A 25,939-nucleotide genomic window follows, 5' to 3' on the forward strand; every position below is an offset into this window, starting at 1 on the left:
CGCGGACGTTGTTCGCTGCGCGGCGAGGTCAATGCGGACTCCGTGGTACTCGTGCGGACGGATCGGGGGGCGTGGTGGTCGAAGGGGCGGCCGCCGCGCTCGGGAGGCGGCCGCCGGCGTGCTCAACCGGGCACGGGAGGCGCGGCGGCGGTGGCGATGGACTCCAGCGGGACCCGCAGCCAGTTCGGCCGGTTCCGGGCCTCGTACAGCACCTCGTACACGGCCTTGTCGAACTCGAAGGCCCGCAGGACCGCCAGGTGCTTCTCCGGGTCGGCCCCGCCGCCGTCGGCGTAGCCCCGGCAGAACGCCTCCCGGTTGTGCCGGGCCCAGGAGCGGGCCGCCCACTCCAGACCGGGGTCGCCCGGGTGCCCGATCAGCAGGTACCCGGCCGCGTAGTCGAAGGAGCGGAGCATCCCCGCCACGTCCCGCAGCGGGCTGGACAGGCGCTGGCGGTCGCGCACCGGCACGGTGGGCTCGCCCTCGAAGTCCAGCAGCACCCACCCGGACGCGGTCCGGATCGCCTGCCCCAGGTGGTAGTCGCCGTGGATGCGCTGTATCGGCAGCGGCTCGTCCACCTCGGAGAAGTCGGCGTAGGCCTCCATCACCCGGGGCGCGTGCTCGGCCAGCTCCGGCACCTCGGCGCTGGCCATCGCCAGGCGCTCCACCATGGCGTCGGCCATCTCGGCCGCGCCCGTCGGGGTGAGCACGTCCGTGGGCAGGGTCCGGGCCAGCGACCGGTGCACCTCGGCGGTGGTGCGGCCCAGCCGGGCCGCCTCGCCGGTGAACGCGGACTCGCGCCCGTCCCCCGGCCCCTCCAGCAGGGCGCGCACGTTGGCGGTGGCGAGCACCCACCCGTCCGTGGCCTGCGGGATGTAGGTCTGGAGCATGGCCAGGGTCGTGGGCGTGGAGTGCCCGGCCAGGTCGGCCTCGATCCACCCGCACGGCCGGGCCACGTACGGGGTCCCCGACAGGGCCATGTTCAGCTCCAGGTCCGGGTTGGGCCCGGGCCAGAGCCTGCGGAAGGTCTTGAGGATGTAGTCCTCGCCGAAGACCAGCGACGTGTTGGACTGCTCGCCGGTGAGCAGCCGCCCGGACGACCCGGTGCGGATGCTGTCGCCCGGCAGGCTGCGGAAACGCACCTTTCCGGAGGGCTCGGCCCCGGTGGGGGCGGCGAACCGCTCCAGGAGCATCCGGGTCAGCTCCTCGTCGTGGGCGGCGTCGTAGACCACCCTGGGTCTGCCGCCCGCCACCTGGCACACGCCGATGGCCACGCGCGCCAGGTCCGGCGGCAGGGAGCGCGGCGGCCGCGAGCCCAGCAGCACCTGGTAGCGGGAACTGCGGCCCCGCTGCCCGGCCTGGAGGACCAGGACGTTCAGGTCCGGGCCGTCGGGGCCCGACGTCACCAGCGTGTACCTGCTCTCGACCCGGATCTGGCGGATGGGGATCCCCTTGCCGGAGAACCAGCGCTGTCTCGGTAGCCAGACGGCCAGGAGTTCTTCGAGTTGGGACATGTCAGAGCGACCCGTTTCCCTTCTCGCCCCCACCCCGGCCCGTGCGCTCCGCGGCCGGGCCGGAGGGGCCCGACGCGCGCACCGCGCTCCCGGGGGAGGGGGTGCGGGCGCCGTCGCCGAACGCGGGGGAGAACCCGGCCGGGATGCTGGACGTCGTGCTCACTGGGTGTTCCGTTTCGGGCGTCCGGGCCGCGGCCGTCGACACCGGCGAGGCCTCGAATGTGGCGTGCACCCGGGCCCCGGCCTCGGGCAGTCCGTAGGACGGCACGCCGTCCCGGTTCGTGCCCGCGGACTCCCGGTCGGCGGTGGCGGGCAGCTGGAACCAGTAGAAGCCGTGCCCGGGCAGGGTGAGCAGGTAGGGCAGCTCCCCGATCTCGGGGAAGCGCACACCGCCCACGCACTCCACCGGGGCGACCCCGGCGTAGCGCCCCAGGTCCAGCTCCACGGGCTGCGGGTACCGCGACAGGTTGTTGACGCAGAGCATCCGGTCGTCGCCGTGCTCGCGTATGAAGGCCAGCACGCTCGGGTTGGTGGCGTTGAGTTCGGTGAAGGCGCCGGTGCCGAACACGGGGTGGCGCTTGCGGATCTGGATCATGCGCCGCGTCCAGTGCAGCAGCGAGCCGGGGTTGTCGCGCTGGGACTCCACGTTGAGCGCCTGGTATCCGTAGACCGGGTCCATGATCAGCGGCAGGTACAGGCGGGCCGGGTCGCCCTTGGAGAACCCGGCGTTGCGGTCCGAGCTCCACTGCATGGGCGTGCGCACGGCGTCGCGGTCGCCCAGCCAGATGTTGTCGCCCATGCCGATCTCGTCGCCGTAGTACAGGACGGGCGAGCCCGGCAGGGACAGCAGCAGGGCCGTGAACAGCTCGATCTGGTTGCGGTCGTTGTCCAGCAGGGGCGCGAGCCGCCTGCGGATCCCCACGTTGGCGCGCATGCGGGGTTCCTTGGCGTACTCGGAGTACATGTAGTCGCGCTCCTCGTCGGTGACCATCTCCAGGGTCAGCTCGTCGTGGTTGCGCAGGAAGATCGCCCACTGGCAGTTGCGGGGGATCGGCGGCGTCTGGGCGAGGATCTCCGAGATCGGGAAGCGCTGCTCCTGCCGGACCGCCATGAACATGCGCGGCATCAGCGGGAAGTGGAAGTTCATGTGGCACTCGTCGCCGCCGGACTCGAAGTCGCCGAAGTAGTCGACGACGTCGGACGGCCACTGGTTGGCCTCGCTCAGCAGCACGCGGTCGGGGTAGAGCCGGTCCACCTCGGCGCGCACGCGCTTGAGGAACTCGTGCGTCTCCTTGAGGTTCTCGCAGTTGGTGCCCTCGCGCTCGTACAGGTAGGGCACGGCGTCCAGGCGGAACCCGTCGATGCCCAGGTCCAGCCAGTAGCGCAGGACCTCCAGGATCGCCTCCTGGACGGCCGGGTTCTCGAAGTTGAGGTCGGGCTGGTGGGAGAAGAACCGGTGCCAGTAGTACTGGCCGCGGACCTCGTCGTAGGTCCAGTTGGACGTCTCGGTGTCGACGAAGATGATGCGGGCCTCGTCGTAGCGGTCGTCGGTGTCCGACCACACGTAGAAGTCCCCGTAGGGCCCGTCCGGGTCCTCGCGGGAGGCCTTGAACCACGGGTGCTGGTCGCTGGTGTGGTTCATGACCAGGTCGGTGATGACCCGGATCCCGCGCCGGTGCGCCTCGTCCAGGAGCTCCACGAAGTCGGCGGTGCGGCCGAACTCCGGGAGGATCTTGAAGTAGTCGGAGATGTCGTAGCCGCCGTCGCGCAGGGGCGACTCGTACATCGGCAGCAGCCACACGCAGTCGATGCCCAGCCACTGGAGGTAGTCCAGCTTCTGCACCAGCCCGGCGAGGTCGCCGGTGCCGTCGCCGTTGGAGTCGAAGAAGCCCCGGGCGAGGACCTCGTAGAAGACGGCGTGTTTGTACCAGTGGGGATCACTGGTGCCGCCGGAGGACATCAGCGGGCCGGTGGCGGCCCCGGTGGCCGGGGCGAGCGGACCGTGTTCGGCGTGACCGCGTCCGCCGGGGCCGGGCTCGTCTTTGCTCATCTACTGCTCCCCACCAAGAATGTTCGACGTCGGTTCAACAGGCGTTTCGGACACGGCGGGGCTCCGGCGGAGCAGCTCCGCCGGGCCCCGTGCGCTGGTTCCGGGGCCGCTATCTGCCGCTGACGGTGAACACGTGCGCGGGACCGGCCGCGGGGTCGAGTCGGACGTAGTTGTCCGCACCCCAGGTGTAGGAACGGCCGGTCAGCTCGTCGGTCACCCTGAACTCCTCCTCCCTCGTGAGGCCGATGGACGGCAGATCCAGGTGCACCGTCGCCTCGCGTGCGTGGTGCGGGTCGAGGTTGACGACGGCGATCACGGTGTCGTCGGGGTCCTTGGGGCCGGTGCCGGGCCGGTGCTTGGAGAAGCAGACGATCTCGGGCCGGTCCGCGTGGTGGAAGCGCAGGTTGCGCAGCTCCCGCAGGGCCGGGTGCCCCCGGCGCAGCCGGTTGAGCAGCGTGAGGAGGCCGGTGAGGGTCTCGCCGGAGGCCTCGGCCGCGGCCCAGTCGCGCGGGCGGTACTGGTACTTCTCCGAGTCGAGGTACTCCTCGCTGCCCGGCCCGGCGGGGGTGTTCTCGCACAGTTCGAAGCCGGAGTAGACGCCCCAGGTGGGGGAGAGCAGGGCCGCCAGCACGGCGCGGACGGCGAACGCGGGCCGACCGCCGTGCTGGAGGTAGGCGTGCAGGATGTCCGGGGTGTTGGCGAAGAAGTTGGGGCGCAGGTAGTGGGCGCTCTCCCGGCTCAGCTCGGTGAGGTAGTCGGTCAGCTCGTCCTTGCCGTTGCGCCAGGTGAAGTAGGTGTAGGACTGGTGGAAGCCGACCTTGGCCAGGGTGCGCATCATGGCGGGGCGGGTGAAGGCCTCGGCGAGGAAGAGCACGTCGGGGTGCCTGTCGGCGACGTCGGCGAGCAGCTTCTGCCAGAACGCGACCGGCTTGGTGTGCGGGTTGTCGACGCGGAAGATGCGCACGCCGTGCGCGATCCAGTGCTCGACCACCCGCAGGACCTCCGCGTACAGGCCCTCGAAGTCGCGGTCGAAGTTGAGCGGGTAGATGTCCTGGTACTTCTTGGGCGGGTTCTCGGCATGGGCGATGGAGCCGTCGGCCCGGGCGGTGAACCACTCGGGGTGCTCGGCGACCCAGGGGTGGTCGGGGGAGCACTGCAGGGCCAGGTCCAGGGCGATCTCCATGCCGTGCTCGCGGGCCTCGGCGACGAAGGCGTCGAAGTCGGCGAGGGTGCCCAGGTCCGGGTGGACCGCGTCGTGGCCGCCGTCGGCCGACCCGATGGCCCACACCGACCCGGGGTCGCCGGGACCGGCGGTCAGGGCGTTGTTGGCGCCCTTGCGGTGGGTGGTGCCGACCGGGTGGACGGGCGGCAGGTAGACCACGTCGAAGCCCATGTCGGCGATGGCGGGCAGGCGCTTGGCCGCGGTGGCGAGGGTGCCCGAGCGCTCCTGGCCGGGCACGGTGTCGACCTGGGCACCCTCCGAGCGCGGGAAGAACTCGTACCAGGAGCCGAACAGCGCGCGCTCGCGGTGGACGACGACGCTGGTGCGTTTGGACCTGGTGACCAGCTCGCGCAGGGGCGCGCGCTCCATCTCGGCCAGGACCTCGGGGGTGAGCGCCGCCTCGAAGCGCTCCACCGGGGTCATCGAGGTGTCGCGCAGCGCCTTGGCGGCGGCGTTCAGGAAGGGGCGGCGCGGGACCCGCCGCCCGGCGCGGGCGAGCAGGCGGGCGCCCTCCTCCAGGACGAGCTCGGTGTCCTGGCCCAGCGGGAGCTTGACGCCCGCGACGTGGTGCCAGGTGGCGAAGGGGTCGGTCCACGACTCCACGGCGAAGGACCACGTCCCCTCCGTGGGGAGGCTGACGCAGGCCTCGTAGCGGTCGGTGCCGGGGGCGTGCTCGCGCATGGGGACGAGCTGTTCGCGGCGTCCCTCGGGGGAGTAGACGACGACGCCCGCGGCGAGGGAGTCGTGGCCCTCGCGGATCACCGTCGCTCCCACGGTGAAGCGTTCGCCCGGAACGGCTTTCACCGGTCCGAGGTCGTTCTCTGGAGAGATATCGAGGATGGGCAGGCGTCCGATCACTGGCTACACCGTAATTGTCGTGGTTCGGCGTTGCGGAACCGTGCTGTTTTTCGGCAGGCGGAAATAACCGGGGGTTAATCCGGGGCAAGGCGGAGTTCACGGAGTATCCGGAACAGAAACTGTCCGGATTAAGGCTTGGGTGCCCTCCGCTGTCTATCGTCTGCCCTCTTGTGGTGTTTGGCGGAGTGCCAGGGCCGAATAATTTCTGTGATCCTCCTCACATCGACTGTGGGTGCTAAGAGCCGGTGTTTGTCGGGTTTCTGCCGAGTAAACCTCTCAAAGCGGGCATAAGGACACAGCAGATGCAGGTGCCTCTGTGGTTGTTTTCTGATGCATCCTGTGGAAATGCCGAAAAACTGATCAGTCATGTTGGGCGGCGTGCTGCGGTGGGTAGGGATGACCGAATGCACGCGCGAGCTGTATGGCTGTATTCCGGACATCCGCGTGCGGTCGAACAGTCGCCTAAGGATCTTTTGTCCCGGATTCGGTCACCCGTGGCCCGGGCTGTCTCCCCGGTGTTCGCGTCCTCTCCCTGTTCCGGGTGTGTGACGCGCCTGTTTCGTGGTGATTGAAGAAATATGTTCGTTCTGCGGTGCTTTGCTTGGCATTGAGGAAGTTTTTCGCTGACGCGCCCGTTAACCCGGCCTGCCCTTTGCGTCCGCCCTGAGACCGTGGTCGATGGAGTTGCCTGCCCGCACGTCCCGCGGGCGGGGCGGCACACGGCCGTAGGGGGCGACGTGACGGAGTCCAACCAGCGCCCGCCGCGTGGGCGGCGGCACGAGGCCCCGCGCCGGAACCGGCGCGGGGCCCTCTCCCGTGCGGTACCGGCCGCCGCGGGTCCGCGTGTCCGGCGGTGGGCCGAGGCCCTGCGCCGAAAGGTGTCGGAGCCGACCCCGGCGGGGGACCGCCGGGAGACGGTCCAGCGCCTGGCGGGAACCGGCGCGGTCGCCGGGCTGCTCACGGCGGCGCTGGTCATGCCCTGGGTCGGCGGCCTCGGCCTGGCGGCCAGGGACTCCGCGGCGGCCTTCATGGCCCTGCCCAGCGACCTGGCCGTGCCGCGCCCGTCCGAGCGCGTGCTGCTGACCGACGTCGACGGGGAACCGATCGCCGAGGTCGCCGAGCGCGAGCGCGACGTGGTGCCTCTGGACGAGATCAGCCCCTGGGTCCCCGCCGCCCTCATGGCGATCGAGGACGACCGCTTCTACGAGCACGCCGGGCTGGACCTGCGCGGCACGCTGCGCGCCGCCGTCCGCACCGCCCTGGGCAACACCCAGGGCGGGTCCACCATCACCCAGCAGTACGTGAAGAACCTCCTCATGGAACAGGCCGACACCGAGGAGGAGCTGGCGAGCGCCAACGCGCGCACCCTGACCCGCAAGGTGCTGGAGCTGCGCTACGCCATCGAGCTGGAGGAGAAGCTCACCAAGGACGAGATCATGGAGGGCTACCTCAACCTCGCCTACTTCGGCCAGAACGCGTACGGCATCGAGGTCGCCGCCGAGCGCTACTTCTCCGTCCCGGCCTCCGAGCTCGACCCCGCGCAGGCCGCCACGATCGTGGCGCTGGTGCGCGCGCCCTCGTACTACGACCCGCTCACCAACCCCGAGGCCTCCGTCGAGCGCCGCAACCTGGTGCTGGACCGGATGGTCGCCACCGGCCACCTGGAGAGCGCGCGTGCGCAGGAGTACAAGGGCCGGGGCCTGGAGGTGGACGAGACCCCGCGCGCGGGCAGCTGCTTCAGCAGCGAGCAGCCCTTCTTCTGCGACTACGTCATGCGGTGGCTGGGCGGCTCCGACGCGCTCGCCGACACCCAGGAGGAGCGCGACCGGATGCTGGAGCGGGGAGGCATCACCGTGCGCACCACCCTGGACCTGGACATGCAGGAGGCCGCCGAGCAGGCGATCGAGCGCTACGTCCCCGCGGGCGACTCCCACAAGTTCGCCGCCGAGGTCCTCGTGGAGCCCGGTACCGGCCGGGTGCGGGTGATGGCCCAGAACATGCGCTACGGCTTCTCCGACGAGCCGGGCACCACCTCGATCAACCTGTCCGTGGACCACGAGGACGGCGGGTCGCTGGGCTACCAGGCGGGTTCGACGTTCAAGCCGTTCACCCTGGCCGCCGCCCTGGACGCCGGGCTCAAGTACGACACCAGCTTCTCCTCGCCCGAGTCCACGACGGTGAGCGGCCTGGAGAACTGCGAGGGCGGCAGGATGGCGCCCTGGGACGTGCGCAACGCCGGGGAGAGCGACGGCGGCAGGCACAACATGATCAGCGGGACGAAGGGCTCGGTGAACACCTACTTCGCCCAGCTCCAGGAGCGCGTCGGCCTGTGCGAGACGGCGGAGATGGCCCGGAGCCTGGGCATCCACCGCGCGGACGGCGAGGACCTGCAGGTGTGGAGCTCCTTCACCCTGGGCGACCAGGAGGTCTCCCCGCTCACCATGGCCAGCGCCTACGCCGTCTTCGCCTCCCGGGGCACCTACTGCGAGCCGGTCCCCGTGGCCTCGCTCCTCATCGAGGGAGAGGACGGCGAGGAGGTCGAGGTGGGCACCGAGTGCGAGGAGGGCGCGCTGGACGCCGAGGTCGCCGACGGCGTCAACCACCTGCTCCAGCAGACCTTCGAGGGCGGTACCGCCAACGGCCTGGAGATCGGCCGCCCGGTGGCGGGCAAGACCGGCACCACCGACAGCGCGGCCTACGCGTGGTTCGCGGGCTACACCCCGAACCTGGCCGGGACCGTGGTGGTCGGCGACATCCGGGGCGGGGAGCAGCACACGCTCCAGGGCGTGACCATCGGCGACCGCTACTACGGCATCGTCTACGGGGCCACGCTGCCCGGCCCGATCTGGCAGGCCACCATGCGCGAGGCCGTGGCGGAGCTGCCGAAGGAGGAGTTCGCCCCCTCGCCGAAGGTCTACGGCAAGGCCTCGGACAAGCCGTCGGGCGGCGGTGACGACGGTGACACCGGTGGCGGCGGCGGTGGCGACACGGGTGACGGCGGCGTCGCGGCCGGTGGCGGTGACGGCTCGACCGGCGGCGCTGGCGGCGCCGCGGGTGACGGTGGCTCGACCGGCGGTGGCGGCACCGGTGACAGCGGCGAGGAAGCCACCGGCGGTGGCGGTGGTACCGGTGGCGGCGGTGGCTCGACCGGCGGAGGTGGCGGCGGTGGCGAGGGCTCGACCGGCGGCGGTGGAGGCGGCGGTACCGGCGGTGGTGGCGGTTCGACCGGTGGAGGCACCGGTGGCGGTGGCGGAGGCGGGAACACCGGCGGCGGTGGAGGCGGCGGGGGCGGAGACGGCGGCGGTACCGGCGGCGGCGGCGGTACCGGTGGCGGCGAGTCCCCGGGCGGGGACGGCGGCGCGCCCTGGAGCGGCGCGACCCCGGGACCGCAGACGCCCGAAGGCGGTGCCAGCCCCGGGGGCTGAGGCCCCCGACGTGCGCTGACGCGACCCGGGAACACCCCGGCGTTCCCCGTTGTTCATAATGGACGAAACCGACAGGGGAGCGCGCGAGCGCTGAGAGTGCGGCACCAGGCCGCAGACCCTTACACACCTGATCTGGGTCATGCCAGCGAAGGAAGTCGTAGGAACCGTCACCGGTGGCGTGCTCCCGCGCACCGGGGACGTCCCGGCGCGCACGGAACGCGTCCCGGCGCCGCTCTCGGCCGCACGGGCCCCTCGCATCCCCCGGCGAAGGGACACCACATGAAGAGGAACACCACCCCCCAGGGCGCCGGCTTCCGGCGCGACCTCCTCGACCGACTGCGGAGCTGGCGCACCGTCGACATCGTCGTGGCCGCCGTCATCGGCGTCGCGGTCGGCGTGGTCTTCTGGCTCTGGAACATCGTCTGGTCGGTCACGACGCCGCTGTTCGTCGGCTTCCCACCCGCGCAGGCCGTCGTCTACGGCATGTGGCTGATCTCCGGCGTACTGGGCGGCCTGATCATCCGCAAGCCCGGTGCGGCCCTGCTCACCGCCATCGCCGCCGCCTCGGTCTCGGCGCTCCTGGGCACCCAGTGGGGGGTCATGGTCATCCTCGACGGCACCCTCCAGGGCATCCTGCCCGAACTCGTCTTCCTCGCCTTCGGCTACCGCCGCTGGGGCATGGGCGTGGCCGTCCTGGCGGCGGCGGTCGCGGGCGTCTCCCCCGCCATCCGCGACAACCTCGCCTACAACGTGACCTGGCCGCTGTCCTACCAGGTCACCTACGGCGTCATCGTGGTGGTCAGCGCCGCCCTCATCGCGGGCGTGGGCTCCCGCCTGCTCACCACCGCCCTGGCCCGCTCCGGGGCACTGGCCCCCTTCCCGTCCGCGAGGGGCTGACCGTGGCCTCCGCGAACGGGCGCCGGACGGCGGCCGGGGGCCCCGGTGCGCGCGTGGAGCTCTCCGGCTGGGGCTGGCGGCACTCGGGCCGCGGGTCCCACGCGCTGCGCGGCGTGGACCTGGTGATCGAGCCGGGCGAGCGCGTGCTGCTGCTGGGCGCCTCCGGCGCGGGCAAGTCCACCCTGCTGCACTCGCTGGCCGGTCTGACCGGCGAGGACGCCGCCATCAGCGGCGACCACGAGGGCACCCTGCTCCTGGACGGCGAGCCCGCCGACCGGAGCCGGGGCTCGGTCGGCCTGGTCAGCCAGGACCCCGAGACGCAGCTGGTGATGGCGCGCGCGGGCGACGACGTCGCCTTCGGCCCGGAGAACCTGGGCGTGGCCCCCGACCTCATCTGGCCCCGGGTCCACGAGGCGCTGGAGGCCGTGGGCTTCCCGTACGGCCCGCGCCACCCCACCGGAGCGCTGTCGGGCGGTGAGAAGCAGCGCCTGGTGATCGCCGGGGCCCTGGCTATGCGCCCCCGCCTGCTGCTGCTGGACGAGCCCACCGCCAACCTCGACCCCGCAGGGGCCGAGCTGGTGCGCGGCGTGCTGACCCGCCTGCTCGCCGAGACCGAGGCGACCCTGGTGCTGGTCGAGCACCGGGTGGCCGACGTCGTGGACCTGGTGGACCGGGTCGTGGTCGTGGCACCGGGCGGCGGGGTCGTCGCCGACGGGCCGCCGGGGACGGTGTTCGCCGAGCACGGGCGCTCGCTGGCCGCGCAGGGAGTGTGGGTGCCCGGGCACGAGCCCGCGCCCGTCCTGGCGCCCGCGCCGGGCGGGGATCCCCTGCTGGAGGCCGCGGGCGTCACGGCGCGCACCCCGCGCCAGCTCGGCGTGCGCGCGGCGCCCCGGCGCACGGTGTTCGAGGGGGTGGACGCCACCGTCCGCGCCGGGACCGCGACCGCCCTGACCGGCCCCAACGGCGCGGGCAAGTCCACGCTGCTGACCCTGCTCGCCGGACTGGCCAGGCCCCACCGGGGGGCGGTGCTGCCGCGCGGGCCGCTGGCCGGAGCCGACCCGCGCCCGCTCGTGCGCTGGCCCGCCCGCAGGCTGGCCCGGCACGTGGGCACGGTCTTCCAGCACGCCGAGGACCAGTTCGTCACCGCCACCGTGCGCGACGAGCTGCGCTTCGCCCCGCTGCGCGCCGGGATGGGCGAGGCCGAGACCGAGGCCTGGGTGGGCGAGCTGATGGAGCGCCTGCGCCTGTCCGCGCTGGCCGACGTGCACCCCTACACGCTCTCGGGCGGGGAGAAGCGGCGGCTGTCGGTGGCCACGGCGCTCAGCTCGGGCCCCGCGCACGCGCCCGACGCGCTCGTCCTCGACGAGCCCACCTTCGGTCAGGACACCCGGACCTGGACCGAACTCGTGGAGCTGCTCGCCACCCTGCGGTCCGCGGGCCGCGCGGTGGTGATGGCCACCCACGACGACCTGCTGTTGCGCCACCTGGCCGACGCGCGGGTGCGCGTGGCCGGGGGCAGGGCCGTCCAGGAGGCCGCCGCACCGGACGCGGGCGCAGGGACGGAGCCGACCGGGCCCGCGGGGCACGCGGCGGTGGGAAGGGGGAGCCGTGGCTGACCGGAGGCTGTCGGACACACCCGGGGAGGGAACCCGTGCACCGGGCGGGGTCCGTACGCCGGACGAGGTCCGTGCACCGCAGGGGGTTCGAGGACAGGGCGGGGCCGGTCCCCCGGCAGGGGACGCGCTCACCCTGGAGGCGCCCGAGGACGGCGGTGCGCGCTTCTGGCTGGTCGGGCTCAACCCGGCGGCCAAACTGCTCGCCGCCCTGCTGCTGGGCGTGGGCCTGGTCCCGGCCGTGGACGCCGTCACCGGCGGCACGGTGCTGGCGGGCGTCCTGCTGCTCCTGCCGTTCAGCGGGATCGACCGGCGCACCCTGCTCGTCCTGGGCGGGCCCTTCCTGCTCATGGGGCTCTCCAGCGGGCTGGTCAACTACCTGTACGGGGAGCACGGCGCGGAGGGCGCGCTGGGCGCCGCGGTGCGCCTGCTGGCCATCGCCCTGCCCGGACTGCTCGCCGCCGTGAGCAGCGACCCCACGGAGACCGCCGACGGCCTGGTGCAGCGGCTCCGGGTCCCCGAGCGGCCCGCCATGGGCGTGCTGGCGGCGCTGCGGCTCGTCCCGCTGCTCGCCGACCAGTGGCGCACGATCACGCTGGCGCGGAGGGCGCGCGGGCTGGAGGCCGGTCGCAACCCGGTCAGGGCGGTCACGCTGTTCTTCGGCCGCCTGTTCGCCCTGCTGGTGCGCTCCATCCGCACCGGGACGCTGCTGGCGGCGGCGATGGACGCGCGCGCCTTCGGGACCGGGCCGCGCACCCGAGCCCGGGAGAGCCGCTGGCGGACCGCGGACACGCTGCTGCTGGCGGGGGCCGCCCTGCTCCTGGCGGCGGCCTACACCCTGTCCGCCCGGCTGGGCACCCTGGTGCTGCTCTTCTCCTGAACCGGGTGGTAAGCAGTTCGGAGACAGTGACGTCCGAGTAGTGAGGGGCAGTGGACCGTGGGCGAGTTCGTGCGTGTGGAGACCGATCCGGACCACCCGGCCGTGGCCGTGATCCGGCTGGACAGGCCGAAGGTGAACGCGCTCAACGCCGCGCTCACCGCGGAGATCGCCGAGGCCGCGACCCGGGTCGCCAAGGACCCGGACGTGCGCGCCGTGGTCGTCTACGGCGGCGAGCGGGTGTTCGTCGCGGGCGCCGACATCAAGGAGATGGCCGACCTCACCGCCGCGCGGATGCTGGGCTACGCGCGCGACCTCCAAGGCGCCCTGAACCTGGTGGCCCGCATCCCCAAGCCGGTCGTGGCGGCGGTCACCGGGTACGCGCTCGGCGGCGGCCTGGAGCTGGCCCTGGCCGCGGACTTCCGCGTCGCGGGGGCCGGGGCCAGGCTGGGCGTGCCCGAGATCCAGCTCGGCGTCATCCCCGGTGCGGGCGGGACCCAGCGCCTGCCCCGCCTGATCGGTCCGTCCCGGGCCAAGGAGATGATCTTCAGCGGCCGCCACGTGAAGGCGGACGAGGCCCGGGAGATCGGCCTGGTGGACCAGGTCGTCCCGGACGAGGAGGTCTACCGGGCCGCCGTGGCGCTGGTCGCCCGGTACGCCGAGGGCCCGGCCGTCGCGCTGGCCGCGGCCAAGGAGGCGGTGGACCGGGGCCTGGAGACGGACCTGGACACCGGTCTGGAGATCGAGCGCCTGCACTTCGCGGGTCTGTTCTCGACCGAGGACCAGAAGGACGGCATGCGCAGCTTCGTCGAGCAGGGACCCGGCAAGGCCGTTTTCCAGGGGCGCTGAGGAGGCGCCGCACGGAGCTGATCGGACACCGGAACAGCAGGTCGGGGCGGCGGCACACGGTGCCGTGCCGTCCGTCCCGCCACCGTTTCGGCGGATTCGAGAACTTTTCGCCCCTCTCGTTGGATCGAACGGTGTCACAGGGGGTTCGGCCGAACGTCCGGATCCGGCCAGTCCGGACGGGAGGGAGGGAACCGCCCACGCCAGTTTTCCGTCATACTCGTGAGGGTCGCCCCCGGACGGACGCGCCGCCTGAACCCCGGACGCCCGGCGGTGCGGAAGCGACCACACGGGCCCGAGACGGGACGAACAAGCCAATGGTGACCCATCCCCCGGCCGTTAAGCTGGACGCGGTGGTATGTGGTCTTTTGAGGGGATGAGTTCTCGATGGCAATGTCGGCAGGTTTCCCCATGGGTGAGGAGCTGCCGGAGCGCATCGGCCACTACGTCATCCGCCGCCGCATCGGGCAGGGCGGCATGGGCGTGGTGTACCAGGCCGAGGATCCCCGGACCGAGCAGTTCGTCGCGGTGAAGGTCCTCAAGCCGGAGGTCGCGGGCGACCAGATCGCCCGGGCCCGCCTCGCCCGCGAGGTCGAGACCATGCGCCGCGTGCACAGCCCCAACGTGGCCGAGGTCATCGAAGCCGACACCCAGGCCGAGCTGCCGTGGGTGGTCACCGAGCACATCCCCGGCCCGACCCTGGACGCCACGGTCACCAACCACGGCCCGCTGCGCGGCCGGGCCCTGACCCGCTTCGTCACCGGCATGGCCCGCGCGATCCGGGACATCCACGCGGTGGACGTGATCCACCGCGACCTCAAGCCCGGCAACGTGATCATCTCCAACGGCGAGCCGATCGTCATCGACTTCGGCATCGCGCACGCGGTGGACGGCGCCAAGCTGACCCAGACCGGCACGTTCGTGGGCACGCCCAGCTACCTGTCCCCGGAGGTCATCGAGGGCACCGACCTGGGTCCGGCCACCGACATCCACGCCTGGGGCGGCACCGTCGCCTTCGCCTCCACCGGCCGCCCGCCCTACGGCGCGGGCACCTTCGAGGTCATCTTCTTCCGCATCCTCAACGGCGAGATCGACATGGACGGGATGCACGAGGCGCTGCGGCCGCTGGTCAACCGCGCCGTCTCCCGCGACATGCGCAGCCGCCCCACGGCGGAGGAACTGCTGGAGGAGGCCAGCCGCCTCAACCTCGACCTGCCCTGGACCGAGGACGCGGGAGGCCGTCCCAGCGGGCTCACCGGCAGCCACACCGTGTACCACCCGACCACGGCCGGGGGCACGGGGGAGGAGCCGGGCAGCGGCGGCCTGGGCGGCGCCGCCGCGGCGGGCGCGGCCGGTGCCGCGCTCGGCGGTGCGGCGGGCTACCTGGCCGGTCGCGCGGCCCAGGGCGACCAGGGCTGGGGTCCCCCGCACACCAGCGGCGGCCCCGCCTCCAGCGCCTGGTCCCCGTCCGGGGACCCCGCGCGCCCGACCTCCGCCGCGCACTCCGGGGGTCTGCTCGACGACCCCGGGTCCACCGACGACCTCTCGGGCGCGGCGAACGGCCGCCGCGCCGACGACCCGGAGTCCACCGACGACCTCTCGGGCGCCCGGCGCGGCTGGGACGACGAGGACGACGGGCTCCCGGGCACCGAGCGCATCGCCCCGCGCGGCGCCGACGACCCGGACGACCCGCAGGGGACGATGCGGATCAGCCCGGTCCGCGACGAACCGGACGACGCGCTGGGCACGCGGCACTTCCAGCCCGACGAGTTCTCCCGCGAGGACCCGCAGGGCACGATGATGATGGACCCGGTGGACCGGGACGGGTACGCTCGGCGCCCCGTCGACGAGCGCGAGGACGAGGGCTACCAGGCCCCGCACACGCAGTTCTTCAACACCCCGCTGCACAAGGGCGACTTCGCTGACATCCTCACCCCGGTGGACGACGGCCGGGGCAGCAACCAGACTCAGGAGTTCGACGGGGACGGGTACGAGGAGCGGCGCGGCGGACTGCTGGGCCGGTTCCGGCGCGGCGGCAACGACCGGGTGAGCGACTACTTCCCGGACGACTCCGACGAGGAGGGCGAGGAGTACGAGGAGCGGTCGTGGCGGATGCACCCGCTGACGATCCTGCCCATGCTGGTCTCCGTGGCCGGTGTGTCGCTGCTCTTCCCCTGGTTCGGGCTGATCCTGGGAGTCGTGCTCATCGCCGCGCTGGGCGCCCTGGACGTGGTCAAGGCCGAGCACGCCCGCCGCCTCCAGACGCGCGGACCGCGCAGCTCCGACAACATGGTGGTGGCGCTCAGCTTCCCGTGGGCCTTCGGGCGCATGGCGCTGCGCACGCTCGGCTTCGGGCTGGTCTACCTGCTGGCGGGCATCCTGGTCGGCATGATCTACGCGCGGGTCGCGGACGTGCCGGGTCAGGGCGCCAACTACACCGGCGCCTTCGCGATCTTCGTGATGATCCTGCTCAGCTACGTCATGCCGAGCGGGCGCGAGGCGCGGCACCAGGCGGTGTGGCTGGTGCGCCGGGTCCACTACCGCAACCTGTACGTCTACGTCGGCGTGTGCATCGGCCTCGTGCTCCTGACCATGCTCATCCTGTCGTTCGGCCTGTCGGCGGCTCCGGACTGGGTGCCGATCGGCGGTCCCTCGGACTGGTTCGACGGGCAGTGACCCCCGCCCGGCGGCCGTACGGCTCACCGGGCACCGCGAAGGCCCCGGGCTCCGGCCCGGGGCCTTCGGCGTCCTTCCGGGGCGTGGGAGACCCCGACCTGTTACCGGTGGTGTGACCGGTTCCGGCGGGATCGGCGGCGACTAGGGTGGGGAGCGGGAGGCGGGCGCCCGCGACCGGTGTCCGGCGCCGGCGCTCCGACCCGGGTCGGAGCATCAGCGGCGTACCGGCGGTACAGCGCTGGTTAGGGTTGCCTCAGTCACACCGGGGGCCAGGGGTTGGCCTCCAAGCTACTAGCCAGTAACATCTGGGCTATGAGCACATCGCGGGACCTGTCTGGACGTGAAGACGGCCCCGCCGTCGGATGACCGAACGGCATTCGGCATTGTTGGCAGTAGGGGGCGCGCCAGCGTCCGGCCGCCGCACGGCGGATCATGGAGTGCAGGGAGGTCGGCCACCGGCCATGAATATTGTCGTTTTGGTCAAGCAGGTCCCGGACACGGCGACCGAGCGGAAGCTCAACGCCGATGACAAGACGCTGGACCGCGCCGCGTCCGACGGTGTCATCAACGAGCTCGACGAGTACGCCATCGAGGAGGCTCTCCAGCTCAAGGAGAAGCACGGCGGCGAGGTCACCATCCTGACGATGGGACCGGACCAGGCCACGGACTCCATCCGCAAGGCCCTGTCGATGGGCGCGGACAAGGCCGTCTTCGTCAACGACGACGCCCTCCACGGCTCGGACTCGCTCCAGACCGCCTACGCCCTCGCGCAGGCCCTGGGCACCATCGAGTTCGACGTGGTCGTCCTGGGCTCGGAGTCCACCGACGCGCGCACCGGCGTCGTCGGGGCCGCGCTCGCCGAGTACCTCGGCCTGCCGCAGCTCACGTTCGCCCGCAAGGTCGACATCGACGGCAGCACCATCAGGATCCAGCGCCAGACCGACTACGGCTACGACCTCGTCGAGGCCCAGCTCCCGGCGGTCGTCTCCGTGGTCGAGAAGATCAACGAGCCGCGCTACCCGTCCTTCAAGCTCATCATGCAGGCGAAGAAGAAGCCGGTGGACAAGAAGTCCGCCGCCGACGCGGGCATCGACACGGCCAGGGTGGGTCTGGCCAACGCCGCCACCGAGACCGTCGACTTCGACGCCGCGCCGCCGCGCGCCGCGGGCACGGTGGTCAAGGACGAGGGCGACGGCGCCGCGAAGATCGCCGAGTTCCTCGTCGAGAAGAAGTTCGTCTAGGTCGAACGAGAGACTCAGGGAAGGTTCAAGGGATATGGCTGAGGTCCTCGTCCTCGTCGACCACGTCGACGGACAGGTCAAGAAGGTCACCACCGAACTGCTGACCGCCGCCCGCCGCATCGGCGAGCCCGCGGCCGTGTGGATCGGTGACGGCGCCGAGTCGGGCAGGGGCACCCTGGCCGAGTACGGCGCCGAGAAGGTCTACGTGGCTTCGGCCGAGCTGAACGACCACGTCGTGGCCCCCAAGGCCGAGCTGCTCGCCAAGCTCGCCCAGGACAAGGGCGCCGCCGCCATCCTGGTCTCGGCCACCGCCGAGAACAAGGAGATCGCGGGCCGCACCGCCGTCAAGCTGGGCTCGGGCGTGCTCACCGACGTCGTGGACGTCAACGCCGAGGTCGTCGCCGAGCACAGCATCTTCGGCGGCACCACCATCACCCACGCCCGCGTGCGCACCGGCGTGCCGGTCGTCGCGGTCCGCCCGAACTCCGTCCCGGCCGAGGCCGCCTCCGGCGCCGCCGCCGAGGAGCAGGTGTCGGTGGAGGTCTCCGACGCCGCCAGGACGGCCAAGGTCGTCGAGCGCGTCCACGAGGAGCAGGGCGAGCGCCCCGAGCTCACCGAGGCCGCCATCGTGGTCTCCGGCGGACGCGGCGTGGGCTCCGACGACTTCTCGGTCGTGGAGAACCTGGCCGACTCGCTGGGCGCGGCCGTGGGCGCCTCCCGCGCCGCCGTCGACTCCGGCTGGTACCCGAACCAGTTCCAGGTCGGCCAGACCGGTAAGACGGTCAGCCCGAACCTGTACGTGGCCCTGGGCATCTCCGGCGCGATCCAGCACCGCGCGGGCATGCAGACCGCCAAGAACATCGTGGCGGTCAACAAGGACCCCGAGGCCCCGATCTTCGAGCTGGCCGACTTCGGCGTCGTGGGCGACCTGCACGCGGTCACCCCGCAGCTGACCGAGGAGATCAACAAGCGCAAGTAGCCGACAGGCGCGGGTCGACAGGCGCAGGGCACAGCACCGCGCCGACCCCCGAACGCCCGGCCAGGGACCTCCCCGGCCGGGCGTTCGCGTTTCCGGGGGCCGTTTCCGGGGCCGCAGCCCGGGTAGGCGGGCCGCACGGCGGCGAACGGGGAGGCCATGGCGACGGAGACCGCGAAGGTGCGCGCCGGACGGCGCGTGGTGGAGGTGCGCAGGCCCGGCAAGCCGCTGTTCGGCGAGGGCGGGGCGACCAAGGAGGACCTGGCGCGGTACCACGCCCGGATCGCACCCCTGATGCTGCCGCACGTGCGCGACCGGCCGGTGGCCCTGGCGCGCTTCCCCGACGGGATCGACGCGCAGGGGTTCTTCGTCAAGCACCCGTCGGTCCCGGACTGGGTGCGGACCGTGGACACCAGCGGCGGCCGGATGATGCTGTGCCAGGACGCGGCCGCGCTGGTCTGGTGCGCCGACCAGGCGGCGGTCACCCTGCACGCCTGGCAGTCCCGGGAGCCGAGGCTGGGCCTGCCCGACCGGATGGTGATCGACCTCGACCCCGCCGGGGACGGCCCCGAGGACTTCGCCGCCTGCCGCGCCGCGGCGCGGGACGTACGGGAGGTGCTCGACGACCTGGGCCTGGCCGCCTACGTGATGACCAGCGGCTCCCGGGGACTGCATGTGCGCTCGCCGCTGCGGCCCGAGGCCGACGACCAGGAGGTCCGCGTGCTCGCGGAGGCGGTCGCGGACCGGGTGGCGGCCCGGCGGCCGGACGAGCTGACCACCGAGGTGCGCAAGGCCGCGCGCGGGGACCGGCTGTTCGTGGACTACCTGCGCAACGGCCGCGAACAGCTCGCGGTGGTGCCGTACTCGGTGCGGGCCAGGCCGGGTGCGCCGATCGCGGCGCCCCTGACCTGGGAGGGCCTGGAGAAGGTGGAGACGGCCCGGGATTTCACGATCGGCCTGGAGCGCGAGGAGTGCCCGTTCGCGGGGATGGGCGGGCACGCCCGCTCCCCGCGCGGGGCCCTGGAGCGGCTGGGCTGAGGCTCGCCCGTGGCGTCAGGAGTCCGGGGTGCCCTCGGGCCAGACGCAGGGGGACGAGGCGCCGATGGAGAGGTGTCCCTCGACGCTGGCCTGGACGGACATCCTGAAGGTGTCCTCCTCGTTCTCCACGGAGACGAATACGTCGTCCGGACGGGAGTCGGTCAGCACGCGGTAGCCGTTGGAGGCCCAGTACTCGGTCAGGAGGTCGATGTTGGCCTCGTTGTCCTCGACGGGCAGGCCGTCCAACCAGTAGGAACGGCCCACCGTGACGCGGCCCTCGGGGCCGCCGTCGGTGGGATCATCGCAGGCGGCGATGTTGACCCCGCCCACCAGTTGAAGTTCCAGGGTCTCGGGCAGCACGGTCACCGCTTTGTCGATGTGCTCCCGGACGTTCTCCGCTGCCTCGTCCTGGTTCATGGTCTCTCCCCCTCCGGTCTCCTCCGGTGCGTTGGAACCGCAACCGGCCACCACCCCCGTGAGAACGGCGGCGCACACCCAGTGTCGTGCTCGGCTCATCAGGTGATCGTCCCTACTCTTGTCCCGCGATGACGGAGCCCATGTGCCTCAGCGAACTCGTGTTCTCGTCGAAGTACTCCGAATGGGCGTCACCGAGGGGCCACGTGCCGCCCTCGCTGCCAGGGTCGGACTCGAACACGTTCGCCCCGAACTCCGGATCGGTCGGATCCATGCCGTGCGTGAGGCCCGTCAAGTTGGTGATGCCGTCATTCTCCGCCGTTGAGACGTGCACGTCCTCGGCGGGAAGGTTGAGGTCGGTCACGTGGTCGGCATTGGTTCCGGGGCTGCCCACGAGTATCACTTCGTCCGTGTCGAGCCCGGCGTCGCTCTGCGCGGTGTGCCCGACCACCGTGGAACCGTAACTGTGGCCTATGACGGTGTTGTGGGACGGCGGTCCCTGGTGGGTGGAGCGCAGCCCGTCCTGGAATCCGCTCAGCTCGCTGACCGCGTCCTCGGCCCGTCCCTCGAAGGCCGCCTCGGGAACGTTGGGGGCGTCGTACCCGATCCAGCTGATCACGGAGTGGCTGCCGTTCGGGTCCGCGTTCAACGCGGACTCCATGAGGCTGTCTCCTCGCCCCACCTGGTCGTTGACGCTCTCCCAGGTCGTCGTGGTGCCCGGCACCAGGGTCGCCACGTTGTCGGCGGTGTCGGGTTGCCGTTGGCCACGATCGCCCGCCCGTCGCCCTCGGTGTTCAGAGCCAGCAGGTACCTGTCAGCGCTTTCGTCCCCCAGGCTCTCCCGCAGCTCCTTCAGCTCCGCGAGCTGGTCGTCGAGCGTGTCGTCGTTCGCCATGCCCAACGCGATCGCGTCGGACCCGTTGCCGCCCCGGGCCGCCGTCTCCCGGATCTCCTCGTCCCGCTCGGCGATCTCCTCCTCGAACCGCTCGATCTCGTCGTCGAGGTGGTCGCGGTTCAGCCGGTCGCGCACGGCCGCCGGGATGCCGTCGAGCTCGCGCAGCAGCTCGGGATGGTCCCGCACGGCCTGTTCCTGCTCCTCCTCGGTCATCGAGGTCCACCACAGGTTGACGCCGTTCTGGGCGACCCTGCGGATGTGCTCCATGGTGTCGAGGTCGTAGTCGTCCAGGCCGCCCGCCACGTGCTCGGACACGGCTCCCGTCAGGCCTTCGACGGCGGCCTCGAAGTCGGTGCCGAGGAAGACCATCGCCTCGGCCAGGGCTTCGGCCTCCTGGGCCTCGGACATGGCGTCGACGGGGTTGACGCCGGTCGGACCGGACACGGGAACTCCAGAGGGTGAAAGAGGGGTATCGGAGAGGAAGGTTGCAACAGGTGCGTAAGAGCCCTCCGGAGGGGACAGTCGCCCTTCGCGGTGACCTCTGTGCGTTCCTACCTGCGGTAACAGCGCTGAAGTGAACGGGAGGCCATTCGGGCTCGTTTTTGTCCGCATGCGGTCAGGCCGCGCCGCGGGCGGGGCCCGTGCGGTGCGCGGACGACGGCCCCGGATGGTGTGGCCCGCGGGTTTCGGGGAAGGAATGCCAGCTCCAGACACCGACAGTCGACCGCGGGGGAGTCCCATGGAGGGCATCGGGGCCCAGATCGGCCTCGTCCTGGTCCTGGTCGTGGTGAACGCCGTGTTCGCGGGCAGCGAGATCGCCCTGATCACGCTGCGGGAGGGGCAGATCAGGCGGCTGGAGGAGCGCGGCCCGGGCGGGCGCGCGGTGGCCCGGCTGGCCCGCGACCCCAACCGGTTCCTGGCCACCATCCAGATCGGCATCACCCTCGCGGGCTTCCTCGCCTCCGCCACCGCCGCCGTCTCCCTGGCCCGCCCGCTGGTCGAGCCGCTGGGCTTCCTCGGCTCCTACGCGGCCCCGGTGTCGGTCGTGCTGGTCACCGTCGTGCTCACCTTCGTCACCCTGGTCCTGGGCGAACTCGCGCCCAAGCGCATCGCCATGCAGCGCGCCGAGCCCTGGGCGCTGCTCGTGGCCCGCCCGCTCAACGCGCTGGCGCTGCTCTCGCGCCCCGCGATCTGGCTGCTCAGCGCCTCCACCGACCTGGTCGTCCGGCTCGGCGGGGTCGACCCGCACGGCGCCAGGGAGGAGGCCACCGAGGAGGAGCTGCGCGACATGATCGAGGCCCAGGGGCAGATGACCCCCGAACAGCGCACCATCCTCTCCGGGGCCTTCGACATCACCGGGCGGACGCTGCGCCAGGTCCTGGTCCCGCGCCCCGACGTGGACACCGTCCCGGCCGACCTGCCCGCGTGCGAGGCGGCCCTGCTCCTGGCCGAGCACGGCCACTCGCGCGCCCCGGTGGTCGGCCGGGGCGACGTGGACGACATCGTCGGCGTGGTGCACTGGTCCGACCTCCTGCGGGGCGAGGGCACGGCCCGGGAGCTGGCCCGCGAACCGCTGCTGCTGCCCGACTCGCTGACGGTCTCCGCCGCCCTGCACCGGCTCACCGCCGAACGCCAGCAGCTGGCCGTCGTGATCGGCGAGAGCGGCGAGGTCAGCGGCATCGTGAGCCTGGAGGACCTGCTGGAGGAGGTCGTCGGCGAGATCTACGACGAGACCGACACCGACGAGCGCGCCCCCGCCCGGCTGGACGGCGGCGCCCTGCGCCTGCCCGGCGTGTACCCCGTCCACGAGCTGGAGGACCTCGGCGTCGTCCTCACCGACCGGCCCCGGGGCAGTTACGTGACCGTCGCCGGGATGGTCCTGGTCCTGCTCGGCCACATCCCCGACGAGCCCGGGGAGAGCGTGGACCTGGGCGGCTGGACGGCCACGGTCACCGAGGCCGACGGCCGCGTCGTCAGCGAACTCCTGCTCACCCCCGCCCGCTGAGGACACCGGGCGACAAGGGCGGTCGCGGAGTCGCTGAACAGTTGGCCAAGAGGCGGCAAGTCCCGTTGCCCGCGCCCCGGGCAGGGGTGACCGTGGCACCAGTGACGCCGAAGCAGGGGAGGGCCGATGCACGCGGACCGCAGGCCGGACGCCTACACGGGACTGGACCGGATGCCGATCGGGGACCAGTGGCGGCACGGGTCGTCCGGGAGCGTCGTCCGGGACGTGGACCCCTACGACGACACGGTCCTGACCGAGTTCCGCCTGGCCGACGAGGGCGACGTGGACCTGGCCTACCGCGAGGCGCAGCGGGCGTGGCCGGGCTGGGCCGCTACCCCCGCCGCCGAGCGCGCCGAGGTCTTCGTCCGCGCCCTGCGCGTCCTGGACGCGCGCCGAGAGGAGATCGTCGACTGGCTGGTCCACGAGGCCGGGGCGATCCGTGAGCGCGCCGAGTTCGAGTGGGGGCTGGTGCGCAGCGGCATGGTCGAGGTGACCTCCTACCCCACGCGGGTCATGGGCCGGATCCTGCCCGGCATCACCCCGGGCAAGGAGAACCGCGTCTACCGCGAACCCCTCGGCGTGGTCACGGTGATCAGCCCGTGGAACTTCCCGTTCCAGCTCTCCCACCGCTCCGTCGCGCCCGCCGTCGCCCTCGGCAACACCGTGGTCCTCAAACCCGCCGAGAACACCCCGGTCACGGGCGGGCTGCTGCTCGCCCGGATCTACGAGGAGGCCGGGCTGCCGCCCGGGGTGGTCAACGTGGTCGTCGGCAGGGGCGGCGAGATCGGCGACGCCCTGGCCACCCACGAGCTCTGCCGGATGATCTCGTTCACCGGCTCCACCGAGGTCGGCCGCCACATCGCCCGGCAGGCACCGCTCACCAGGCGCGCACTCGAACTCGGCGGCAACGGGCCGCTGGTGGTGCTGGAGGACGCCGACCTCGACCTGGCCGCGGACGCCGCCGTGTTCGGCTCCTACTACCACCAGGGCCAGATCTGCATGGCCACGAACCGGGTCGTGGCCACCGCCGCCGTCCACGACGAGCTGGTCGAGCGGATGCTCGTGCGCGCCCGGGCGCTGCGGGTGGGCGACCCCTCCGACGCCGCCACCCAGATCGGCCCCGTCATCGACGACGAGCACTGCGCGGGCGTGCGGGACGTGGTCGAGCGCTCCGTCGAGCAGGGCGCACGGCTCCTGCTGTCCGGCGAACCGACCGGCCCGGCGGGCAGGGTCCTGCCGCCCCACCTGCTGCTGGCCGACAACAGCGCGCCGAGCGCGGCCGAGGAGGTGTTCGGCCCGGTGGCCACGGTCATCCGCGCCGAGGGGGAGGAGGACGCACTTCGCATCGCCAACGACACCGAGTACGGGCTGTCCAGCGCGGTGCACACCCGCGACGCCGAGCGGGGGGTGCGCTTCGCCCGCCGCCTGAGGGCGGGCATGACGCACGTCAACGACTCCACGCTCAACGACGAGGCCAACACCGCCTTCGGCGGCGAGAACCACTCCGGGATCGGCCGGTTCGGCGGCGAGTGGGCGATGGAGGAGTTCACCGCCGACCACTGGGTCAGCCTCCAGCACACGCGCCGCAGGACGCCGTTCGGCCCGGAGTGAGCGGGTCCGGACCTCCCGCTTCCCTCGCCGCGACCTCGTACCCGTGGCGGGTCCCGACCGCCCGACCCCGCCATGAGCACGGGGCCGCCGCGGGTCGGAGCCCCACGTGCCCCACCGGCCAGACCCCGGGCCCGCCGGTCAGCGCCTGCGCAGGACCAGCAGCAGGTTCCAGGTGACGACCTCGCGCAGCAGCGGCACCCGCACCACCGGCCTGGCCCATCCGGGCAGGTAGCGGGGGCGCACGTCCACCACGTCCACGTCGGTGCGCCCGCGCGTCCAGCGCAGCATCTCCCCGGCGTGCGCGGCGTACATGGTGCGGCCGAAGTCGTTCTTGGGCCGACGTCCGTGGCGCCGCGCGAACCGCTCCGCCGCGTACGCGCCGCCCAGGTAGTGCCACGGCGAGGTCTCGTGCCCGCCCCACGGGGACAGCCACAGCGTGTACGACAGGTACACCAGCCCTCCCGGCCGGGTCACCCGCACCATCTCGTCGGCCATCCGCGTCCGGTCCGGCACGTGCTCCAGCACGTTGGAGGAGAAGCACACGTCCACCGAACCGCTGCGCAGCGGCAGGTCCAGGGCGCTGCCCTGGACGCCGTACGCGTCGGCGTCGCGCCCGTGCAGCGTCATCTCGTGGGCGTCGGCGTCCACGCACAGGCAGCGGGCCCCGGCCGCCCTCAGCTCGTCGGCGAAGTAGCCCGGGCCGCCGCCCACGTCCACCACGAGCCTGCCGTCCAGGGGCGTGTAGGAGCGCAGCTGGGCGACGGTGTCGCGGGCGAGCGTGCCGTAGAAGGACGCCGGGTCGGTCTGCTCCCCGCGGAAGGCGGTGAACAGCCGCACCGACCGGCCCAGGGTGGCGCGGAAGGGGACGGTGCCCCCGTCTGCGGCGTTCGCGGTCACGTGCCCGCCTCCAGCACCACGAAGTGGCGCAGGTGGCGCCAGTGGTCGCCGCCCCAGTACTCGTCGGAGGCGGCGATCCGGCCGCCCGGGACCAGCTCGGCGATCCGCCCGGTGCGCAGGGTGTGCATCCGCATCGGCGCCGGGTAGCGCAGCAGCACCCGCTGGGCGAGGGCCACCAGCGGCCACGGCGCGTACCGGAACACCAGCCCCTTGAAGGTGCGCCGCTCGGACTCGGGCACGCCCAGCACCATGGCGCCGCCGGGGCGCAGCACCCGCGCGAACTCGCGCACGTAGCCCTCGGCCAGAGTGGGCGGCAAATGCTGGAGGACCAGGTCGGTGTAGACCAGGTCGAAGGAGGCGTCCCCGAACACCGACAGGTCCGGGCGCTCGTTCAGCACGAACTCGATCCGTCCCCCGGAGCGGTCCAGGCGGCGGGCCTCCTCCAGCATCGGCGCGGAGATGTCCACCCCCACGACCTCGGGGAAGTGCGCGGCCAGGGCGTTGGACAGCCGTCCCGCGCCGCACCCGAAGTCCAGCACCCGGCCCCCCGCGGGGCGGATGCCCAGCTCCTCCAGGCGGGCGACGGACGGGTCGATGTCGGCCCGTCCGGAGGCGAGGAACTCGTCGTCGTCCCAGCCGCCGCCCCTCTTGGCGGGGTCCACACACACCGCCCACAGGGGTTCGGCCGAACCCAGCCGCGTCCAGTCGCGGCGGACCTGTTCGAGTCCCACCCGCATCACCTCCACGGTGCTCGCGACCCGCCGGAACACGACACCTGGATCGTGTTCCTGTTCCGGGCATCCAGGCCGGAGAGGCCTGCGACAAGGGTCCAGGAAAAAAGTGGAACGTGTTGTATTCTGGCACCCCTTCTCCGGATCGGCCAACTAC

19 protein-coding genes and 1 riboswitch are annotated in these 25,939 nt (G+C 72.5%); of the genes, 11 read left to right on the forward strand and 8 right to left on the reverse strand.

Features of this window, described 5'->3' with window-relative positions; all coding sequences use genetic code 11:
* Positions 1-122: 122 nt before the first annotated feature.
* From EV372_RS15450 to EV372_RS15460, 3 genes are all read right to left on the reverse strand, one after another.
* Positions 123-1,511: a maltokinase N-terminal cap-like domain-containing protein gene (locus EV372_RS15450; RefSeq protein ID WP_130396544.1), complete on the reverse strand. Its 1,389-nt coding sequence runs from the start codon at positions 1,509-1,511 to the stop codon at positions 123-125.
* A 1-nt stretch (position 1,512) separates the two neighbouring features.
* Complete coding sequence (treS, locus tag EV372_RS15455; RefSeq protein WP_130396545.1) at positions 1,513-3,561, reverse strand: maltose alpha-D-glucosyltransferase; 2,049 nt, start codon at positions 3,559-3,561, stop codon at positions 1,513-1,515.
* Between the two features lie 109 nt (positions 3,562-3,670).
* Complete coding sequence (locus EV372_RS15460; protein ID WP_130396546.1) at positions 3,671-5,641, reverse strand: alpha-1,4-glucan--maltose-1-phosphate maltosyltransferase; 1,971 nt, start codon at positions 5,639-5,641, stop codon at positions 3,671-3,673.
* Between the two features lie 737 nt (positions 5,642-6,378).
* On the opposite strand from EV372_RS15460, the gene EV372_RS15465 reads away from it, so the two are divergent.
* The 9 genes from EV372_RS15465 to ligD all read left to right on the forward strand — a co-directional run bounded on the left by EV372_RS15465 (position 6,379) and on the right by ligD (position 19,230).
* The gene (locus EV372_RS15465; protein ID WP_130396547.1) at positions 6,379-9,066 is read left to right on the forward strand and encodes a transglycosylase domain-containing protein; all 2,688 of its coding nucleotides are present in this window, start codon (positions 6,379-6,381) and stop codon (positions 9,064-9,066) included.
* A gap of 63 nt (positions 9,067-9,129) precedes the next feature.
* A riboswitch (TPP riboswitch) is annotated at positions 9,130-9,237 on the forward strand.
* A gap of 108 nt (positions 9,238-9,345) precedes the next feature.
* Positions 9,346-9,963 (forward strand): ECF transporter S component, encoded by a 618-nt coding sequence (locus EV372_RS15470; RefSeq protein WP_130396548.1) that lies wholly within the window; start codon positions 9,346-9,348, stop codon positions 9,961-9,963.
* Positions 9,964-9,965: 2 nt separating this feature from the next.
* Complete coding sequence (locus tag EV372_RS15475; RefSeq protein ID WP_130396549.1) at positions 9,966-11,579, forward strand: ABC transporter ATP-binding protein; 1,614 nt, start codon at positions 9,966-9,968, stop codon at positions 11,577-11,579.
* Positions 11,580-11,712: 133 nt separating this feature from the next.
* Complete coding sequence (locus tag EV372_RS15480) at positions 11,713-12,456, forward strand: energy-coupling factor transporter transmembrane component T family protein (RefSeq protein WP_130398941.1); 744 nt, start codon at positions 11,713-11,715, stop codon at positions 12,454-12,456.
* A gap of 57 nt (positions 12,457-12,513) precedes the next feature.
* Entirely contained in the window at positions 12,514-13,302 is a 789-nt protein-coding gene (locus EV372_RS15485) for an enoyl-CoA hydratase/isomerase family protein (RefSeq protein ID WP_130396550.1), read from the forward strand.
* Positions 13,303-13,686: 384 nt separating this feature from the next.
* Positions 13,687-15,975: a protein kinase domain-containing protein gene (locus EV372_RS15490; protein WP_253796557.1), complete on the forward strand. Its 2,289-nt coding sequence runs from the start codon at positions 13,687-13,689 to the stop codon at positions 15,973-15,975.
* A 461-nt stretch (positions 15,976-16,436) separates the two neighbouring features.
* Positions 16,437-17,216 carry an electron transfer flavoprotein subunit beta/FixA family protein gene (locus tag EV372_RS15495; protein WP_197044261.1) on the forward strand — a complete coding sequence of 260 codons (780 nt, stop codon included), beginning with the start codon at positions 16,437-16,439 and terminating at the stop codon, positions 17,214-17,216.
* A gap of 34 nt (positions 17,217-17,250) precedes the next feature.
* Positions 17,251-18,195 carry an electron transfer flavoprotein subunit alpha/FixB family protein gene (locus tag EV372_RS15500; RefSeq protein ID WP_130396551.1) on the forward strand — a complete coding sequence of 315 codons (945 nt, stop codon included), beginning with the start codon at positions 17,251-17,253 and terminating at the stop codon, positions 18,193-18,195.
* Positions 18,196-18,351: 156 nt separating this feature from the next.
* Entirely contained in the window at positions 18,352-19,230 is an 879-nt protein-coding gene (gene ligD / locus EV372_RS15505; RefSeq protein WP_130396552.1) for a non-homologous end-joining DNA ligase, read from the forward strand.
* A 15-nt stretch (positions 19,231-19,245) separates the two neighbouring features.
* Here ligD and EV372_RS15510 read toward each other — a convergent pair whose 3' ends face one another.
* From EV372_RS15510 to EV372_RS29445, 3 genes are read right to left on the reverse strand one after another with little or no spacing between them, the layout of a single operon-like run.
* Complete coding sequence (locus tag EV372_RS15510) at positions 19,246-19,746, reverse strand: hypothetical protein (protein ID WP_165435992.1); 501 nt, start codon at positions 19,744-19,746, stop codon at positions 19,246-19,248.
* Between the two features lie 13 nt (positions 19,747-19,759).
* A complete protein-coding gene (locus tag EV372_RS29440; protein ID WP_486483982.1) occupies positions 19,760-20,380 on the reverse strand; it encodes an alpha/beta hydrolase in 621 nt (206 codons plus the stop codon).
* Positions 20,290-20,982, reverse strand: coding sequence for a hypothetical protein (locus tag EV372_RS29445; protein ID WP_486483983.1), 693 nt, complete (start codon positions 20,980-20,982; stop codon positions 20,290-20,292). Before EV372_RS29445 ends, EV372_RS29440 begins: the two co-directional genes overlap by 91 nt.
* 295 nt (positions 20,983-21,277) lie before the next feature.
* On the opposite strand from EV372_RS29445, the gene EV372_RS15520 reads away from it, so the two are divergent.
* Both EV372_RS15520 and EV372_RS15525 read left to right on the forward strand, forming a co-directional pair.
* Positions 21,278-22,543, forward strand: coding sequence for a hemolysin family protein (locus EV372_RS15520; RefSeq protein ID WP_130396553.1), 1,266 nt, complete (start codon positions 21,278-21,280; stop codon positions 22,541-22,543).
* A 126-nt stretch (positions 22,544-22,669) separates the two neighbouring features.
* Positions 22,670-24,154 carry an aldehyde dehydrogenase family protein gene (locus EV372_RS15525; protein WP_130396554.1) on the forward strand — a complete coding sequence of 495 codons (1,485 nt, stop codon included), beginning with the start codon at positions 22,670-22,672 and terminating at the stop codon, positions 24,152-24,154.
* 138 nt (positions 24,155-24,292) lie between these two features.
* Here the strand turns inward: EV372_RS15525 and EV372_RS15530 are convergent, their stop codons facing one another.
* Together EV372_RS15530 and EV372_RS15535 are read right to left on the reverse strand one after the other, a co-directional pair.
* The gene (locus EV372_RS15530) at positions 24,293-25,051 is read right to left on the reverse strand and encodes a class I SAM-dependent methyltransferase (RefSeq protein WP_130396555.1); all 759 of its coding nucleotides are present in this window, start codon (positions 25,049-25,051) and stop codon (positions 24,293-24,295) included.
* On the reverse strand, positions 25,048-25,821 hold the full coding sequence (locus EV372_RS15535; protein ID WP_130396556.1) for a class I SAM-dependent methyltransferase: 774 nt from the start codon (positions 25,819-25,821) through the stop codon (positions 25,048-25,050). Before EV372_RS15535 ends, EV372_RS15530 begins: the two co-directional genes overlap by 4 nt.
* Between the last annotated feature and the right edge of the window lie 118 nt (positions 25,822-25,939).

Source organism: Nocardiopsis sp. CNZ308 (assembly GCF_004217075.1).